11 protein-coding genes and 1 pseudogene are annotated in these 17,969 nt (G+C 25.6%); 1 reads left to right on the plus strand and 11 read right to left on the minus strand.

Features of this window, described 5'->3' with window-relative positions:
* Window positions 1-294 precede the first annotated feature (294 nt).
* From QZ321_RS09580 to QZ321_RS09605, 6 genes and pseudogenes are all read right to left on the minus strand, one after another.
* Window positions 295-1,752, minus strand: coding sequence for a nicotinate phosphoribosyltransferase (locus QZ321_RS09580; RefSeq protein ID WP_291747732.1), 1,458 nt, complete (start codon window positions 1,750-1,752; stop codon window positions 295-297).
* Window positions 1,753-1,835: 83 nt separating this feature from the next.
* Window positions 1,836-2,478: pseudogene (locus QZ321_RS09585) on the minus strand (manganese efflux pump MntP family protein).
* A gap of 233 nt (window positions 2,479-2,711) precedes the next feature.
* The gene (locus QZ321_RS09590; RefSeq protein ID WP_291742256.1) at window positions 2,712-2,960 is read right to left on the minus strand and encodes a hypothetical protein; all 249 of its coding nucleotides are present in this window, start codon (window positions 2,958-2,960) and stop codon (window positions 2,712-2,714) included.
* A gap of 237 nt (window positions 2,961-3,197) precedes the next feature.
* Complete coding sequence (locus QZ321_RS09595) at window positions 3,198-5,207, minus strand: amylo-alpha-1,6-glucosidase (protein WP_291747729.1); 2,010 nt, start codon at window positions 5,205-5,207, stop codon at window positions 3,198-3,200.
* Window positions 5,208-5,396: 189 nt separating this feature from the next.
* Window positions 5,397-5,825: a DUF3783 domain-containing protein gene (locus QZ321_RS09600; protein WP_291747726.1), complete on the minus strand. Its 429-nt coding sequence runs from the start codon at window positions 5,823-5,825 to the stop codon at window positions 5,397-5,399.
* A 106-nt stretch (window positions 5,826-5,931) separates the two neighbouring features.
* Window positions 5,932-6,792 carry a hypothetical protein gene (locus QZ321_RS09605; protein WP_291747725.1) on the minus strand — a complete coding sequence of 287 codons (861 nt, stop codon included), beginning with the start codon at window positions 6,790-6,792 and terminating at the stop codon, window positions 5,932-5,934.
* A gap of 159 nt (window positions 6,793-6,951) precedes the next feature.
* Here QZ321_RS09605 and QZ321_RS09610 point away from each other — a divergent pair, with 159 nt between their 5' ends.
* Window positions 6,952-7,413: a YopX family protein gene (locus QZ321_RS09610; protein ID WP_291744427.1), complete on the plus strand. Its 462-nt coding sequence runs from the start codon at window positions 6,952-6,954 to the stop codon at window positions 7,411-7,413.
* Window positions 7,414-7,436: 23 nt separating this feature from the next.
* On the opposite strand, the gene QZ321_RS09615 is transcribed toward QZ321_RS09610, so the two are convergent.
* From QZ321_RS09615 to QZ321_RS09635, 5 genes are all read right to left on the minus strand, one after another.
* Window positions 7,437-9,101 carry a ribonuclease J gene (locus QZ321_RS09615; protein ID WP_291747722.1) on the minus strand — a complete coding sequence of 555 codons (1,665 nt, stop codon included), beginning with the start codon at window positions 9,099-9,101 and terminating at the stop codon, window positions 7,437-7,439.
* A 474-nt stretch (window positions 9,102-9,575) separates the two neighbouring features.
* Complete coding sequence (gene gshAB, locus QZ321_RS09620) at window positions 9,576-11,873, minus strand: bifunctional glutamate--cysteine ligase GshA/glutathione synthetase GshB (RefSeq protein WP_291747719.1); 2,298 nt, start codon at window positions 11,871-11,873, stop codon at window positions 9,576-9,578.
* Window positions 11,863-13,185 carry an MATE family efflux transporter gene (locus QZ321_RS09625; RefSeq protein ID WP_291747717.1) on the minus strand — a complete coding sequence of 441 codons (1,323 nt, stop codon included), beginning with the start codon at window positions 13,183-13,185 and terminating at the stop codon, window positions 11,863-11,865. The genes gshAB and QZ321_RS09625 overlap by 11 nt, the downstream gene beginning before the upstream one ends.
* A gap of 47 nt (window positions 13,186-13,232) precedes the next feature.
* Entirely contained in the window at window positions 13,233-16,724 is a 3,492-nt protein-coding gene (locus tag QZ321_RS09630) for an SbcC/MukB-like Walker B domain-containing protein (RefSeq protein WP_291747714.1), read from the minus strand.
* Window positions 16,711-17,931 carry an exonuclease SbcCD subunit D gene (locus QZ321_RS09635; protein WP_291747707.1) on the minus strand — a complete coding sequence of 407 codons (1,221 nt, stop codon included), beginning with the start codon at window positions 17,929-17,931 and terminating at the stop codon, window positions 16,711-16,713. The genes QZ321_RS09630 and QZ321_RS09635 overlap by 14 nt, the downstream gene beginning before the upstream one ends.
* Window positions 17,932-17,969: the final 38 nt, after the last annotated feature.

A 17,969-nucleotide genomic window follows, 5' to 3' on the forward strand; every position in this document is an offset into this window, starting at 1 on the left:
TATATATTTTTTCAGTTTATTTTTCCATGTTTTTATCTTATTTTTTGTTATTTTACCAATTTATATTTTAAATTATTTATTTTTCTATTTTTACCTAAAAATAATAAAATAAAAAGTAACATGATTATAATACTTTTATCTAGATATATAACTCTTATAACTATGGAATACTTACGTTATACGCAAAACTTTATAGAAATAAGGTTCTGGAATTCACTCCTTATAAATTTATAAATTAAAATCATGTTACTTTTAGTATTTTAAATATACATATTTTTATAATAATAAAATTTACTATACATTATCTAAGCTCTTTATCATTTCATTTTTTAAATTCCAAAGTCTTTCAGATAAATCAACATAGTAGGATTGTGGATTGTTAAATCTTTTTACTTCATCCCATAATGAATCAACTTGAATTAATGAGTACTTCCTAATTTCTTCTAAGCTTGGCGTTTTATAAACACATTCTCCCTTTATAAAAATTGGCACTTGCAATTTTTTTGCATAATAATCTTTTATAACTTTTCTCTTCCAAGTATGAATTGGGTCAAATATTTCATACTCTTTTGAATCATCTATTATCTCATCAGCTAATGTTAATACATCTGCAATTGCCTTATTACTTTCTTTATCAAATAATCTCCAAACTGTTTTATATCCTGGATTAGTAACCTTTTCTATATTTTCTGAAATCTTAATTCGTGAAATTAATTTTCCATCTTCCTCAACTGCAACTAATTTATATACTCCACCAAAAACTGGCTCTGACTTTGCAGTTATTAATCTTTCCCCAACTCCAAATATATCAATACAAGCACCTTGACTCATAAGGTCTGAAATTATATATTCATCTAAGCTATTAGATGCAATTATCTTACACTCTTCTAATCCATTTATATTTAATATTTTTCTTACTTCCTTTGAAAGATATGATAAATCTCCACTATCTAATCTAACTCCTTTAAGCATTTTTCCTTGAGGCTTTAATACATTTTTATAAACTTTAATTGCATTAATTATTCCTGATTTTAAAACATTATATGTATCTATTAATAAAATGCAATTGTCTGGATAAGTTTTAGCATATGTTTCAAAGGCTTTATATTCATCACCAAATAATTGTATCCATGAATGAGCCATTGTTCCAACAGCTTTAACTTCAAAAATTTCATCTGCAATAGTATTTGCAGTTCCATCTACTCCACCAATATAAGCTGCTCTAGCTCCATATATAGACGCATCATAACCTTGACTACGTCTTGCCCCTAATTCTAAAATTTCTCTTCCATTAGCTGCTCTTTTTACTCTACTTGCCTTTGTTGCAATCAGGCTTTGATGATTAATAGTTAAAAGTAACATAGTTTCTATTAATTGTGCTTCTATAACCTTTGCTTTAATTGTTAATAAAGGCTCATTAGGAAATACAGGAGTTCCTTCTTCTATGGCATAAATATCTCCAGTAAACTTGAAATTTAATAAGTACTCTAAAAACTCTTCACTGAATAATTGCCTTTTTCTTAAATACTCAATATCCTTTTTATCAAATCTTAATCCTTTTATATATTCAATTAGCTGTTCTAATCCAGCTGTAATTGCAAATCCTGCATTATCAGGGTTTCTTCTAAAAAACATATCAAAATAAACTACTTTATCTTTTAATTCATTTTTAAAATAACCATTAGACATTGTAAATTCATAAAAATCTACTAGCATACTTAAGTTTCTTTCTTCTAACTTTATATTCTTCATTACTAAGACTCCTTAAAATTATAAAAATTTATTTAAAATAAATAATTATAAATTAAGTTGCCTAAATATAAGGCAACTTATGTTTAAAATATACTATTTATCAAATTCATTATAAATCCTGTATGTTCATTAAAAATATTTATACCTATAAGAATAAGAATAACTCCTCCTATAAGCTCAGCATAATCTTTAAATACTCCACCAACTTTTCTTCCTGCAATAACACCAATAAAACATAATATAAAAGTTATTATTCCAATTATTAATGATGAAGAAATTATATTTACATTTAAAAAGGCAAAACTTATTCCAATAGCTAAAGCATCTATACTTGTAGCAATAGCAAGAGTTGTTAATTCTTTATTAGATATTTCATAAATCTTATTTCCTTCGCTTTCTAAAGTACTACTTACTTCATTTTCAGCATCTTCTTCAAGTTTTTTTTTCTTTTCGTCCTTCATAAAATTCATAAATCATTTTTCCACCTAAAATTGATAGTAATATCAAAGCAATCCAATGGTCTATAGCTTTTATATAACTTTGAAAGCTTATTCCTAAAATCCATCCAATTAAAGGCATTGCAGCTTGAAAAACTCCAAAAAATAAAGCTATTTTTATAGCTGTTCCTTTAGTTAATTTTTTTAAAGTCATTCCTTTAGTAATTGATACTGCAAATGCATCCATTGCTAAAGCAAATGCTGTAAGTATAATTGTAATAATGCTCATTTTTTCATTCTCCTTACTTATTATTTATTATTCTCTTAAATTTTTACTTATATGCAAAAATAACGAAACTCATGTATGCTAAAAAAGCACACATGAGTCTCGTTATTTAATATTAAGCCAGATTTTATAAAACCATTATGTTGACCTAATAACATTTACATGCTAACTACTCCCTCACAGGATTAATTTATTATACTATACACATTATTTATGCGTCAATAATCAAACTTTATTTATACACCTTCTGAATCTAATACTTCTTCATCTTGTCCCTTTGATACATTATTTATAACTTGATTAACTTCATCTAAAACTTTATCTATTTCATCTAAGCTTTCAACACTTTCATTTTTGTCATTATATTTATTTCCACTGTTATTACCACAGTATATTCCTTTTTTAATAGGTGATATTAAAAATCCTGTTACTGCTCCTGCAAAAAAACATGCTGCTCCTAATAAAATCTTTTCATTTTTATTCATTTAACCATACCTCCAATATATTTTATTTACTTTTGTTATACATTACTTATATGCTCAACATTTTAATAATATTATTTAGTTACAATTTTTTAATAATTTTATATAAAATTAAAATTAACTCTATTAAAATAATTTTTAATAGATAATATCAATAAAAATTATATAATAAAAAGAGTTGTATTAATATTGAATTAAAAATCTTAAATACGATACAACTCTCTTTAAAAACTAAAATTATTATTTATTTAAATATGGCATTACATCTTGTGTATAAGCTCTTAAAAGCTCTGCAACACTCCAAGCTTGAGTATAGCATCCTCTTCCTGTAGAAGCAAAATCTCCATCAAAAATTTCAGCTATACCATTTATACATCCATCCTTCATAATATCTTCAAATACCTTGCACATATAATTTGCTTTATTTATAGCTTCTTTAGAATAATTATTAACCTTACAATAAGCTGTTATAAATCCACCTATCAAAAATCCCCAAGTTGTTCCCATATGATATGCACAATCTCTATCAAATAATTTTCCTATATACTTACCTTTATACTCTTTATCCATAAATGAAAGTGAACGCAATCCATAAGTTGAGTATAAATGTTTATATACAGTGTCAACTATCATCTTTTCTTTTTCTCTATCTAAAATAGAAAATGGTAATGATACTGCCCAAATTTGATTTGGTCTTATTTTATCATCATTTTCATCTACAACATCATAAAGGCAACTTTTTTCCTCATTCCAAAATCTATCATTAAAAGACTTTTTAACTCTTTCAGAAAGTTTTATATATTCACTATTGTCATCACCAAACTTTACAGATAAATCCTCCATTATTTTTAATGCATTATACCATAAAGCATTTATTTCAACTGGCTTTCCATGTCTAGGAGTTACAACATAATCCCCAACTCTAACATCCATCCATGTAACTTGGTCAAGACCTCCCCCAGCAAATATTAATCCATCAGTATCCATTCCAATTGAAAAATCTGTTTTAGTTGAATAAGCTTTATATATTTCCTTTAATTTTGGATAAATTTTTTCCTCTATAAATTTATAATCACTTAAATCTCCAGTATATTTTAAATATTTATAAACAGCTTGGAAATACCATAAAGAAGCATCTACAGTATTATATCCCGGTTCAGTATTAGCATCTGGAAATACATTAGGAACTAGTCCATTTTTTATATATCTTGCAAATGACTCTAAAATCTCCCTAGCGTCATTAAATCTTTTTGTTACTAAAGTAAGACCTTCAAATGCAATCATTGTATCTCTACCCCAATCTGTGAACCAAGGTAATCCAGCTAATACAGTTTTTAAACCTGTACTTTCTCTATTTACAATAAACTGGTCTCCTGCCTTGACTAAATTATTAGCAAAATCATCATTTAAATTTGCATTACTAACTAAGCTTTCTGCTCTTTCTTTATATTCTCTTATAATATCAAAGCCTGTTTTCTCGTTTAATCCTTCTATACTACACTTAACATAAAACCTTTTCTTTTCAAATGGCTTTAATTTTATATGAATTTCATAGGGTGTGTAATGATTATCAACACCTAAAAATCCTGTTCTATGATCAATCATATAAAAGTGATTTTCTTCTATTAAATAATTTGGTGTTGCCATATTTGTAGGGATTAAACCTCTATCAAAATATTCTCCTTCAGAAGTATAAAAATCTATTTTTATATCCTTATTTTGTTCTGGTACTAATGTTAAAGTTTTTTCACTTACATTAACATCAAATTTTAAGTCTGACCTTTCGCTTGTTTCTCCAGCTTCTCTATAATTAAATAAAGGAACTAAATTCAAACTAGCTTCTTCACTTCCATTTTCAATTTCATAGCAAACAGCTACTGTATTATGACCATATTCCATGGCTATAGTTTTATTTATATAAACATATTCAACTCTATAAACATACTCTGGAATAGCATCTAAAGTAAACTTTTCTAAATACTCTTGTCCATTTTTTGAAGTTCCTATATATTGTTGAGATGTTAAATCATATTCTCTATCTTTAATAAAAATTTGCTCTTGCACTCTTGTAAGTATAAGCTTTCTATTTACAGGTGCATTTAATGAAGCTATTAAATATCCATGAAATGCTTGTGATGCTCCACCAGCAACAGTATGATTTGCATATCCACCAATTCCATTACCTACTACCCATAATAATTCATTACCTTGTTCTATTGTTTTCCACATTCCTCTTCCATACTTATACATGTTCTTATCCCCTTTTTTAGTAAAGTAATACTTTATAATGAAATTATACATAAGTTTTTTTTGACAAACAATAAAACATATCTGCTACTTTTATACTAAAACTGCTAAACTTTTTAAGAAAGAACTTAATTTTAGTGAGTCTAAAAAAGTAACATTTTACATTAAAGACTCACTATACTATAAAATATGTTATTTAGAATGATTACTTGAAAAATCACCCTTGCTTATAGCAACACGTTCTGCAAGTAAATTTGAAAGTAACTCATTAACTGTCCATTCTATTGAAGTTTCTGTAACTACAGCCTTTAAAACATTATTAACTCTTACTCTTTTTAAATTTTCAATAAACATACTCATTTTTGCAGGTGGAATTGCATTAAAGATTATAGCCCTTTCTTTTCTTCCATCTTCACAATCTGAATTTATATTATTATCTAATACATCTTTAATAATTGTATTTCCATTTTTACTATTTAAAATTATTTGATCCTTAATACCTAAAATCATTGCACAATTTTTAACCTTTTGTAGGTCTTTCCCTACTAAATTACAAATTACTATGCAAGCTCTTCCTTCTCTTTCAATATTATCTTTTATATCTAATTTATCAAATGACATATATAAATCCTCCAAATTTTATTAATATTTTTTTAATCAAATTATAACATAAAGATTTTTAATAAACACAAAAAAATTTAAAACTATATCGTATAACAACATAGTTTTAAACTTCATTATAAAAAGTTTTCTTATTTAAATCTAACCTTATAAAGTTTTCATCTTTCATTTTTTTAGATATAATTGTCCATTTTGTATATTCATCAAATGGATTACTACTACTATTTTCTTCTAACCAAACTATCAAATTTTTAGAAGCACCTCTGCACCTAGATAATATTATTCCATTACTATCACCTAAAAGCTTTTTTCCCATTGACCTTATTGATTCTAAATCTATTATAGAATTAGATTTATTAAACTTATAACTTACTATATTTCTTATCTCCTTAGGCATACCTAAAATAGGTTTTCCAAGCTTACTAGCATACCACCATCCCCCAAGTAATGACACATATTTATTTTTAATTGATACAAAACAACTATATGGTGTTATTCCATTGTGAGACAATCCATTATAATTAATAAAACAAGCAATATTATATAATGAACTAATAATATAACTTATTTCACTTAATGAAATTTTTCCATTACAACATGTTATTAAATCTTTTAATAAAATTAAATCTTCATCCTTTTGAACTACTATTCCCATTTCACCTGATATTGTTTTAAAACATTCTTTTATTTTTGGTAAATATTTATTAAACTCTATCTCCATATCAAAATTATCATATTTTATACTATTTATTTTACTTATAGCATTAAGAGCCATCTTTTCATGTTTTTTATCAATTAAATATAATATTAAATTATTTCCTATATACATCTTTCCTAATTCAAATATATGACTTATTTTAAAATTCATTGTATAATATTTTCCATTTGTACATTTTAGTTTTATAAATCCACTTTTACTCCAAATTTCTTTAATATTTTTTATTTCATCAATAGTTAACACTTCCATCACCAACCCATAAATAAACCTTAATAACTTATATTTATGATTTTAAAAGAAATATTATGTAATTTTAAATAAATATATTTCCATTTTTTTCTGAATTTGTTATAATAGTACATGTTATGTAAACAAGTATTTCTATTATTATAGATTGGAGTGTTTTTAGTGGAAAAGGAATTAAGATTTAAAATATATAATAAGGTTCTAAATAAATGTTTTAAGGTAACTAGAATAGATTACATGGATGAAGTTGTTTACTATTATGATAGAGACAAAAACGACGAAGAAATAGTATCTTTTGAAGATTCAATCCTTTTAATGCCTACAGGCATTTGTGATTCTTCTGGACGTGAAATCTTTGAAGGTGATGTTGTAACTTATCAAGAAAATAGTTTTACTTATAAAAAAACTGCTGAAATAATATATGAAGATGGTTGCTTTATGACAAAACAAATATTTCCTAAAAGCTTAGAAGTTAAAGCTCAAAAGGAAAATCTTATTCTTAATGATTTTAAAGATTTATTATGTGTTGCTACATCATCTAAAGCAAAAGCAATTAAAATTATTGGTAATATATTTACTTATAAATTAAGCAAAAATAATAGTAAAATAAAAATAGAAGTTTAAAAACTTCTATTTTTATTTTTAAATTATACTTCCATAATTATAGGTACAATTATAGGTTTTCTTTTTGTTTTACTATATATAAATGAACCAACATCATTTCTAATATTATTTTTTATTTCTGACCATTTAAATATATTTTTATCTATTGAATTTTGTATACTATCATAAGATATTCTCTTTATTTGGTTTACTAGCTCTTCTGATTCCCTTACATATATAAATCCCCTAGTAACAATATCTGGACCTGAAACGATAGCACGACTTTCCTTTTCTATTGCTACAATAATGTTTATAATACCATCTTTTGAAAGATTCCTTCTATCTCTTAAAACTATATTACCAACATCTCCAACTCCAATACCATCAACTAAAACATTTCCAGATTGAACCTTACCACTTATAACTGCTGATTTTCTATTTAAACTTAACACATCACCATTTTCTAAAATAAATGATCTCTCTTTTGGTAAGCCTACTTCTTCTGCTATTAATATATGCTTTCTTAAATGCTTATACTCACCATGTACTGGCACAAAATATTTAGGTTTTAAAATTGATTGTAATAATTTTAACTCTTGTTCACAAGCATGACCTGAAACATGAATTTCTTCTATTGATTTATAAATAACATTTGCACCCTTTTGTGTTAATTCATTTATAACCTTAGATACTGCTTTTTCATTTCCTGGAATAGGATTTGCAGATATAATTATCATATCATCTTTTTCTATTTGAATATTTTTATGTGTAGATGATGCCATTCTAGTAAGAGCTGACATTGGTTCCCCTTGACTTCCTGTAGTTACAATTGTTATTTGATTATCTCTATATAAACTTAAATCTTTTAAATCAATTAATAATCCTTCTGGCATATTTAAATATCCAAGCTTTATTGCAACTTCTGATATTTTTTCCATACTTCTTCCACTAAAAGCAATTTTTCTTCCATACTTAACAGATGAATTTATTATCTGCTGCAATCTATGAATATTAGATGCAAATGTAGCTACTATTATTCTTCCATTACCTTTGCTAAATAAATTATCTAAAGTTTCTCCTACAGTTCTCTCTGACATTGTATAACCAGGATGACAAGCATTAGTGCTATCTGCCATAAGCAATAATACACCTTGTTTTCCTATTTTAGCCAGTCTTTGTAAATCTATTACTTTTCCATCAACTGGTGTAAAATCTACTTTAATATCACCAGTATGAACTACAATCCCAAGTGGAGTGTGAATAGCTAATGCACAACTATCAGCAATACTATGATTAGTTCTTATAAATTCTACTTTTAATTTTTCTAACTCTATAATATCCCCTGGTTTAACTACATTTAAATCTACTACATCAAGCATTTTATGTTCTTCTAGCTTATTTTGAATTAATCCTATTGTTAAGTTAGTAGCATAAACTGGTACATTAATTTGATTTAATATATATGGTATTGCCCCTATATGATCTTCATGTCCATGAGTTATAAAAAATCCCTTTACTCTCTCTTTATTATTAACTAAATAAGTCACGTCTGGAATTACAACATCTATACCGTACATTTCTGAATCTGGAAAGGTCATTCCACAATCTACAACTATTATTTCTTCACCATATTCTATTACTGTTATATTTTTTCCTACTTCTCCTAGTCCACCTAATGGTATAACTTTTATCTTCTTTTTACTTTCCATTAAAATCCTCCATAATTGTTTATCGTAATGTATTTTCACTATTTCTTTGCATAAAAACAAAAGTTGTTTTAAATCAACTCATTTATATTAAATATTATTTTATAATTCAATAGGTTCAATATTATAACTAAACTAACATCTTTTATAAATTTATTAACTTAACATTGCATTTACAATACTTAACACCTGACTTATGTTAAATTAAACTATTGCATAATGTTGATAAGCTTATTTAAATATAATTTTTATATACTAACATAAAACAACTTAAATAAATACATATAAATTTTTCATATATTCATTTAACTTTTTTTATATTTATAAATAATTATAAGTAATTTTTCACAAATTTTCAACTCTATACCCAAATTATTCTAATTCTTAAATATAGTGATGATAAAAATTAATGATATTTTTTAAATACCATTAATTTTTAATATCACAAAATTCTAATTAAAATTTAAATTATTATTCTTAAATTAATTCTAATAATTTTAAAACATGAGTGGCAATTTTTCTTTCTTCTCCCTTATAAGGATATGAGTGTATATGAATTGCAGGATTAAAGTTTAATTCTATTATTGCATAATTAGTGTTTTCATCACTATAATCTTCAAGCATCATATCTACTCCACAAATTTTAGCTCCTGCTGCTCTTGCTGCATTTACTGCTATATCTTTAAACTTTTGTGGAATATCATCAGTATAATCAATACTATCTCCACCAGTACTAATATTTGAATTTTCTCTTAAATATATTATTTCATCCTTTTTAGGAATATAGTCAAAGTTTTTACCTTGTTGCTTTAAAAATAATTTTGCATTTTCCTCTAGCCTTATTTTTTCAAGAGGTGTTACATATCCCTTTCCACGCAATGGGTCTTGATTTTTAACTTCAACTAACTCTTTTATAGACTTTTCTCCATCACCAATAACATTTGCAGGAACTCTATGTAAAATTCCTACTACTTCATCATTTATAACTAAAAATCTATATTCTTTTCCTTTAATAAATTCTTCTATAAGTACTGTGTTATCATTTTTAAATGCTATTTCAAAAGCATGAATTATATCTTCTAAATTTGCACCCTCTGGAAAAATATTTATTCCTATACCAAAGTTAGTACTCTTTGGCTTTATAACAACTGGTTTATCAACGTAATTATATGCCTTTGCTTTTGCTTCTTCTATACTATTGAATTCTTCACCCGTTGGAACTTTAACTCCCTTTTCCTCTAAAACCTTTTTAGTTACAGTTTTATTTTCCATAATAAGAACAGAAACATAAGTATCTTTAGATGTTTTAGTTGCTTGTTTTACATATTCTATTTTTTCGCCCTTTTTAAGAGATATAAAGTTTTCAGTTCTATCAACTATATTTACAGTAATTCCTCTTTTAATAGATTCTTTCATTAAAATTTGAGTTGATAATTCTAAATCCTCATAACCTTCTAATTTAAATCTATTTTTATATGCAGAACTTTTATATTCTTTAGCTAAATTTAAAAATGTATTAATATATCCCTCTTCTTTTATTTTTTCTGTTATTTTATAAGAATATGTTAATTTGCTATCTTTAAGTTTTACAATCATATTGTTAATTAAATCTTTAAATCCTAAATTTAGTTCATCGTTAATAATCATAATTTCATTAAGAATTTCTAACCCAAAATCTATCTTACTAATAGATTTTCCATTAAACTTTAATTCAATATCATCAACGCCATGAACTGCTATTAATTGTTGATTTTCTAAAGCCTCTTCTTGCCAATTTTCAAAATTGCTTTCTTCTTTAGTTAATAAATAAATATTAAACACTTGTAAAAATCTTAAATCTTCTAAGCTTATTCCACCCTTTTCAAATGGATTAATGTCAATAGTTCTATATTCTAAATATTTAATTCCATCTTTAAGCAAAGATTCTTTAAAATTTTTTGTATCACTTGGCTTTAATCTTACCTGACTATATAATTCTTTGTGACTATCTATTAATTCATCTTTAATATATCCATCTATACTTTCTAAATATTCACTAACAGTATTATAGCTTGGGAATAAATCTATTTTATTTTTATACCCACACTTTCCATTTCTATGAGATATAGCACCTAAACTACTATATTCATTATGATTAACTTCCTTTAATGGACATTTACAACTATTAATAAAACTTTCATGTACAATTGGAGCTGCACCAAAAAGATATACTATAAGCCATCTATATCTTAAATAATTTCTAGCAACCTTTAAATAAATACTATCTTTAAACTCTTTATAAGATAATTTTTCTTCACTATCTTCATATAACTTTTTAATTATAACTTCATCAAAAGAAAAATTATAATGAATTCCTGATATAAGTTGCTTCTTGCCACCATACTTTATTAATAACTTTTCTCTATATTCCTGTGATTCTTTGCTAGAACCATTAAACTTAGCAACTGGAATATCCTTATCCTCTGGAATTATACAAGGCATTGATTCTGGCCATAAATATTCATCTTTAATTTCCATTGCAACAATATCATATAAGCTCCTAGTAAAATTATACGCCTCTTCAACACTTTTTAATGCTGGTGTTATAACTTCTATTTGACTTTCAGAAAAGTCAGTTGTAATGTATGGATTATGTGATTTATCTCCAAACACCTCTGGGTGATCAGTTTTTGCTAAATACCCATTTTCATCTAATCTTAAAGTTTCTCTTTCAATACCAAAGTTTCCACTTAAAATTTCTGAACTAGAAAATAATTTCTTTATCTTATTCAACATATTTGTAATTTCTCCTTATCTTTATTAGATATATAAAATAGGCAGCTAATCCTTTTAATATACTTGAAATAGCTATACTCCACCATATACCACTAATTCCAAGGGGTTTAATTAATATTAAAGCCATAGGAATTCTTAAAACAGTAAAAATAATACTAATTAAAGCTGGAATTTTAGGTAGGCCAAGTCCGGTAAATAATCCATTTGATACCATTTCTATTGTACTAAAGCTCTGAGAAAATGCAACAGCTTGCAGATAATAACTAGCTATTAAAATAGTATCTTTTTCTTTTACAAATAATCTTATAATTGGCTTTTTAAAAATAATAAATATTATGGACATAATTACTGAATAAATAATTCCTAAAGTTAATGCAGTATAATATCCCTTTTTTATTCTTTTAAACTTATTAGCTCCGAAATTTTGTCCTGTAAAACTTGCTATTGCTCCATTTAATCCACCAATGACCATATATGTTATTGATTCAATTTGTAATCCTATCTTTTGTGCTGCAATTGAATTTGTTCCAAATATAGCAATTATCTTAGCTAAAATTATATTGACTATTGTAAATAATACTCTTTGAAAGGTCATTGGAAAACCCAGCTTTATAATTTCTATTATTTTTTCTCTTTCAATACCTAATTCTTTATCGTAATGCAATATTCCTTTTGATTTTATCTTATAAAGTATAAACATTACTATATTTGATATTAAAGTTGCTACTGCTGCTCCTAAAACTCCTAATTTAAATACATAAATAAATATTGGGTCTAAAACTACATTTATTATCATTCCTACAGCATTTATCTTAAAAGAATCTGAATTATTTCCAAAGCTACTAAATATCCTAGTATATAACAAATTAAAAAATGCAAAAAATAAAATTGGTGCATTTAAAGCTAAATAATAATAGGAATTTTTCTCTACAAATTCATTATTAAGACTTAAAAATGAAATAAAACTTTTTCCTAAAAATATTAAAGCTAATGAATATATTATTGCTAAAATAAGGTTTATCATTATCCCAGAATTAATATACTTTTTTGCTTCATTATTATCTTTTCTTCCAATAGCATGTGAAACCTTTATTCCTGTTCCTATAACAACTAATGAATTAATTGAATATCCTAATCCAATAAAGAAACTTGATGAACCAATACTTGCTACAGCATCACTCCCTAATCCTCCTACCCATAGCATATCTATTAAATTATAGGTAAATTGTAATAACGAACTTCCCATAATAGGTAATGCTAAGGCTATAAGTACATTAATAACCTTTCCTTGTGTTAAATCAATCTTTTTCATATGCTTTTTTAAAAACTACTTTATCAATATTTATGTAATTTTTGATTTTAGCTCCTTTCAATTTTAACCTTACTTCCTCCCATTCCTGCTTCTGCTGGAGTAATTAAAAGCTTAACAGGAACTCTGTTTTTAATAGATTCAACATGACTTATTATTCCTATTTTTAATTTATCATTATGAATTCTTTCAAGAGAGCTCATAACTACCTCCAAAAGATTATCATCTAAAGTACCAAATCCCTCATCTAAGAAAAATAATTCAAGTGGTGCAGTTCCCTTAAGTTGAATCTCTGCTGATAATGCAAGAGCTAAAGCAAGGGATGCTAAAAATATTTCTCCCCCTGATAGCGTAGATGCATCTCTTTTAGCTCCTCCATTTTTATAATCCCTAATTATAAATTTTCCATTCTCATCAACTTCCAATCCATAATTTCCATTAGTTATTTCTTTTAACTTTTTACTAGCCTCAAGAGAAACATATTTAAGCCTAGTTGTTGCAACAAATTCAACAAACTTTTTACCTTTAAATAATTTATCTAAGTCATTTAAAAGAGCAAGCTTATGATCTAGCTTTTCTTTTTTATCCCATAGCCCTTTTAACTCTTCCATCTTTTCTTTTATTATATTAAGTTCTCCTTGAAGCTTAATTTTTATTTCATTAACTTCCTTAAACTCAACTTCCTTTTCTTCTTTTTTATTTTGTATAGAAATCCATTTTTCTTCACTTAAACTTCTATCTCCAATTTTTTTAGATATACTTTCAATTGCACCTTTAACTTTTGATAAATTATCATTATAACTTTCAATTTCTATTTTTAATTCTTCTATTTTTTCCTTTTCTAAAATATTAAACTTAACTTCTTCTGTATTTAAAAAGTTTTCTTCCTTTAAAGCCAACTCTAGTTTTTGTTTTTCCTCATCTTTTCTTTTATATAACTCTTTACTTTTTGAGGCTATGCTAATTAACTCTAAATTACATTCTTCATAATCTTTATTTGCTTCATTTTTTTCTTTTTCAGATAAAATATAATTCGCTTCAATTTTTCTTATTTCTATTTGAATATTTTTTAATATTTCTTCAATATTATTTATGTCACTAACTTTATCCTTAATTTTTATTAAGATTTCATCTCTATTTTTTATTTTATTTTCTAAAAAAGTAGTAGCTTTTATTAATTCTTGATTAGTTTCATTTAAGCTTTTTATAGAGTTATCTCTTTTATTGCTTAGCTCTTCTAATCTATTTCTATAATTTTTAATTGTCTTATCCACTTCTTCCTTTTCATGTTCAATTCTATTTATTTCTTCACTTTTAATCTTAAAATCTTTAATATTAGTCTTTTCTTTAAGGGAAAGTAAGCTTTTTTCAACATCTTCTAATTTTTTATCTGCTTCTTTCTTCTCAATTTTTGTTTCTTCTATCAAATCTTCTATAGACTTAATTTTTGTTTCTAACTTTACATAATTAATATTTAAAGCATTATTTTCCTCTCTTAATAAATTAAATTCTTTTTCATATTCTTCTTTTTTAAAAGCATATTTTTTTAATTTGTTTCTTAAATTACTTATTTTAAATTGAAGATTTAAGACCTCTTCTTCATTAAAACCTTCACCTAAATTTTTAATTTCACTTTCATTCTCTTTTACACTTTCTCTTAAAGAAATTATCTTAACTTCTATTTCCTTTATATTAGTATATAATTCATTTAATTGACTTTCTTTTAAAGTTATACTATTTTCAAGATTGCTAATATCTAAAACTTTAATACCTTTGATATTTTCTTTATTATGATTTAAAGAACCACAAACTGGACAAATATCCCCGTCTTTTAATTCTTCTCTTAATTTATGAGCTAAATTTTCTCTTTCTACTTTAATAAATTCATCTTTTAGCTTTTTAAGGTCATTTTCTAAATTAATATAAATTTCTTTTTTAATATTTAAATTTTCATCTAAATCTTTAATTAAACTTTTATTTTTTAATATATTTTCTTTTGACCTTTTAAATATATCTAATTTACCATTAAGCTCAGTATACTTCTCTTGTAAATTAAATAAATCATCTTGAGTTTCTGGGCAACTTTCAATTAAATTACTTAAACCACTCTCACATTTTTTAAGTAAATCCTTATTTTCTTCTAAATTAATTTTTAAAATATTTTTTTCTTCTAATAATTTTTTTAAAACTTTTTCATTTTCTTCTAACTTTATTTTATAATCTTTAACACTCTTATAAACTTCTTCATAATCTCTAGTTATATTTAGTCCCTCTTGAACATATTCTTTTAATTCTCTACTAATATTTAAAGTTTCTCTATAATCCTCCTTTTCTTTTAATAAACCATTACCCCTTTTTAATCTTTCTTCACAGTCTTTTAAATCTTCTTCATTTTTTATTTTCTTTTTATTCAACTCTTCAATATTATAATTGCTATTCTTTATTTCATTTTCTAAAGCTATTAAATTATTCTTATCTTCTATTGCTTCCTTTATCTTTTCCTCCTGTATTTTATAATTAGGAAGATATGTATTTTTATTTATTAAAGCTTTGTTCCAAGCTTCTTCCCATTCAATCTTTTTACCTTTAAGCTCTTCACACTTTACTTTAACTTTTCTTAATTTATTTTCTGTTAAATCAATATTTTTTAATGTTTCTTCATAAGCAATTATAAAGGGATTCACCTTACTTGCAGACTCCGCTGTTTTTACTTTTTCTTTAAACACCTCAATTTTTTCAGCTTTTTTAACAAGTTCATTTTCTCTATTTTTATATTCATTAAATTCAAGCTGCATTTCCCAAAGCTTATGATTTTCTTTATATTCTTTTTCTATACTTTCAAGCTCTTTATTAACACCTTCTAATTTTTTAATGCTACTATTTAACTCCTCCTCTTTTTCTCTTTTCTTTTCCTCGCTTATATCGTCATATCCTTTAAGCTGTCCTAATAAAACACTATTTTCTGTTCTTTCTTTATTAATTTCCTTAGATAACTTAATTGAAAGCTTATCACCATATTCCTCTAAATTAAAAAGCCTCTCTAACATTTCCCTTCTTGGTTTTCCTTCAAGCTTTAAAAATTCTGAAAACTTTCCCTGTGGCAATACAACTGTTCTACTAAAGTCCTCTAAACTAAGTCCAATCACTTCTTTACACTTATCTGTTACAGTTTTAACCTTATCTGCTAAAACCTCTTCTCCATTTGTTATATCAACTATTTTGCATTTGCCAGATACAGGATTTCCCGTTTTTTTATCTCTTTTAAATTCTCTATTAACCAAATATCTTTTAGTTTCTGCACCTGATATTTGAAATTCAAAACTAACATTTAATTTATCACAATTTGTATTTATATAATTAGAACTCTTTCTTGAAACATCACCATACAAAGCTAAAGTTATTCCATCTAAAATTGTAGATTTACCACTTCCTGTTTTTCCAAAAATCCCAAAAAGCCCTCTATCAGTTAATTTTTCAAAATCTACTGTTTGTTCTTCTATAAAACTATTTAATCCCCTTATTTTAAGCTTAATTGGTCTCATTTTCTTCATCCTCTTCACTTATTAATTTTAAAAACAACTCTACAACTTCCTCATCAGCTTCTACATTTCTTTCCTTCTTATAAAAATCTTTAAATATTTCATCAAAAGATTTCTCCTGAATTGAAACTGCAACTTCCTCATCATAACTATCTATAATCTTAGGTGATATTTCTAAGATATCCTTTTTTATATCCTTCATTTTCTTTATTTCATCTTCTCTTATATACCTATCACACTTAATTTCTAAATAAACCCAACATTCTCTATCTTTATTTATTTCACATTTTTCAATTGCATCTTCAATACTTTCGCATTTCCAAATTTCTATAGGCTTATATACCTTAAATTCAACCTCACTTATTTTACACTCTTCTTTTGGTTTTACATCAATAATAAAACATTTTTTATTTATATTTATTTCTTTTTTATTATAATGAAGGGGTGAACCAGAATACCTTGCCCTTTTATTTGTTCCTGGAACAATTTGTGGTTTATGTACATGACCTAAAGCAATATACTGAGCTTCTTTTGGAAGATATGAACCATTTATAATATAGCTTCCTCCAAGTTGAATACTTCTCTCAGAGCCACCTTCCTCACTTCCCATTGCAAATAAATGAGATACCGCTAAATTAATAGTATCTTCCCTATAATTTTGCTTTAAGTTATCAAATAAAGTTTTTATTCTTTCACCATAAGTTTTTAATCTATCTTCATCATCATCCATCTCTCCATAAAGAACTTCATTTAATCTTTTTTCACTTGGATATGGAACAGTTAAAATTACTGCCTTTTCACCATTGATTTCTACTTCAACAACTCCTTCTTTTGAGCTTACAACCTTATGATTTCCATATTCTCCACAACTAACAACTGTTTTTGGGGTTCCAACCATTATTATTCCATGTTCCATTGCAAGGGGTCCTGCTGCTACTAACCTTTCTGGATTATCGTGATTTCCAGCAATAATTAATGTTAGTCTTTCTCCGTTTTTTGAAAGCTTTTTTAATGTATCGTAAAACATTTTTTCCGCTCTTGCTGGTGGGTTACTACTATCATAAACATCACCTGCAATTATAACTAAATCAATATCATTTTCTTCAACTATATTTATAAAATCATTTAAAAATAATTCTTGCTCATCCATTCTGCTTTGACCTTCTAAATTTTTTCCTAAGTGCCAATCACCAGTATGCAATATTCTCAAAAACAATTCCTCCTTTTTTATTCTCTATTATTAATATT

It is taken from the genome of uncultured Clostridium sp., assembly GCF_910588715.1.
Lineage (GTDB): Bacteria > Bacillota > Clostridia > Clostridiales > Clostridiaceae > Clostridium.

What these genes read in the sequence shown, in the direction of transcription:
- QZ321_RS09580 (WP_291747732.1), bottom strand. Translation starts at nt 1,752, where the DNA reads ATGAAGAATATAAAGTTAGAAGAAAGAAACTTAAGTATGCTAGTAGAT.
- QZ321_RS09590 (WP_291742256.1), bottom strand. Translation starts at nt 2,960, where the DNA reads ATGAATAAAAATGAAAAGATTTTATTAGGAGCAGCATGTTTTTTTGCA.
- QZ321_RS09595 (WP_291747729.1), bottom strand. Translation starts at nt 5,207, where the DNA reads ATGTATAAGTATGGAAGAGGAATGTGGAAAACAATAGAACAAGGTAAT.
- QZ321_RS09600 (WP_291747726.1), bottom strand. Translation starts at nt 5,825, where the DNA reads ATGTCATTTGATAAATTAGATATAAAAGATAATATTGAAAGAGAAGGA.
- QZ321_RS09605 (WP_291747725.1), bottom strand. Translation starts at nt 6,792, where the DNA reads ATGGAAGTGTTAACTATTGATGAAATAAAAAATATTAAAGAAATTTGG.
- QZ321_RS09615 (WP_291747722.1), bottom strand. Translation starts at nt 9,101, where the DNA reads ATGGAAAGTAAAAAGAAGATAAAAGTTATACCATTAGGTGGACTAGGA.
- gshAB (WP_291747719.1), bottom strand. Translation starts at nt 11,873, where the DNA reads ATGTTGAATAAGATAAAGAAATTATTTTCTAGTTCAGAAATTTTAAGT.
- QZ321_RS09625 (WP_291747717.1), bottom strand. Translation starts at nt 13,185, where the DNA reads ATGAAAAAGATTGATTTAACACAAGGAAAGGTTATTAATGTACTTATA.
- QZ321_RS09630 (WP_291747714.1), bottom strand. Translation starts at nt 16,724, where the DNA reads ATGAGACCAATTAAGCTTAAAATAAGGGGATTAAATAGTTTTATAGAA.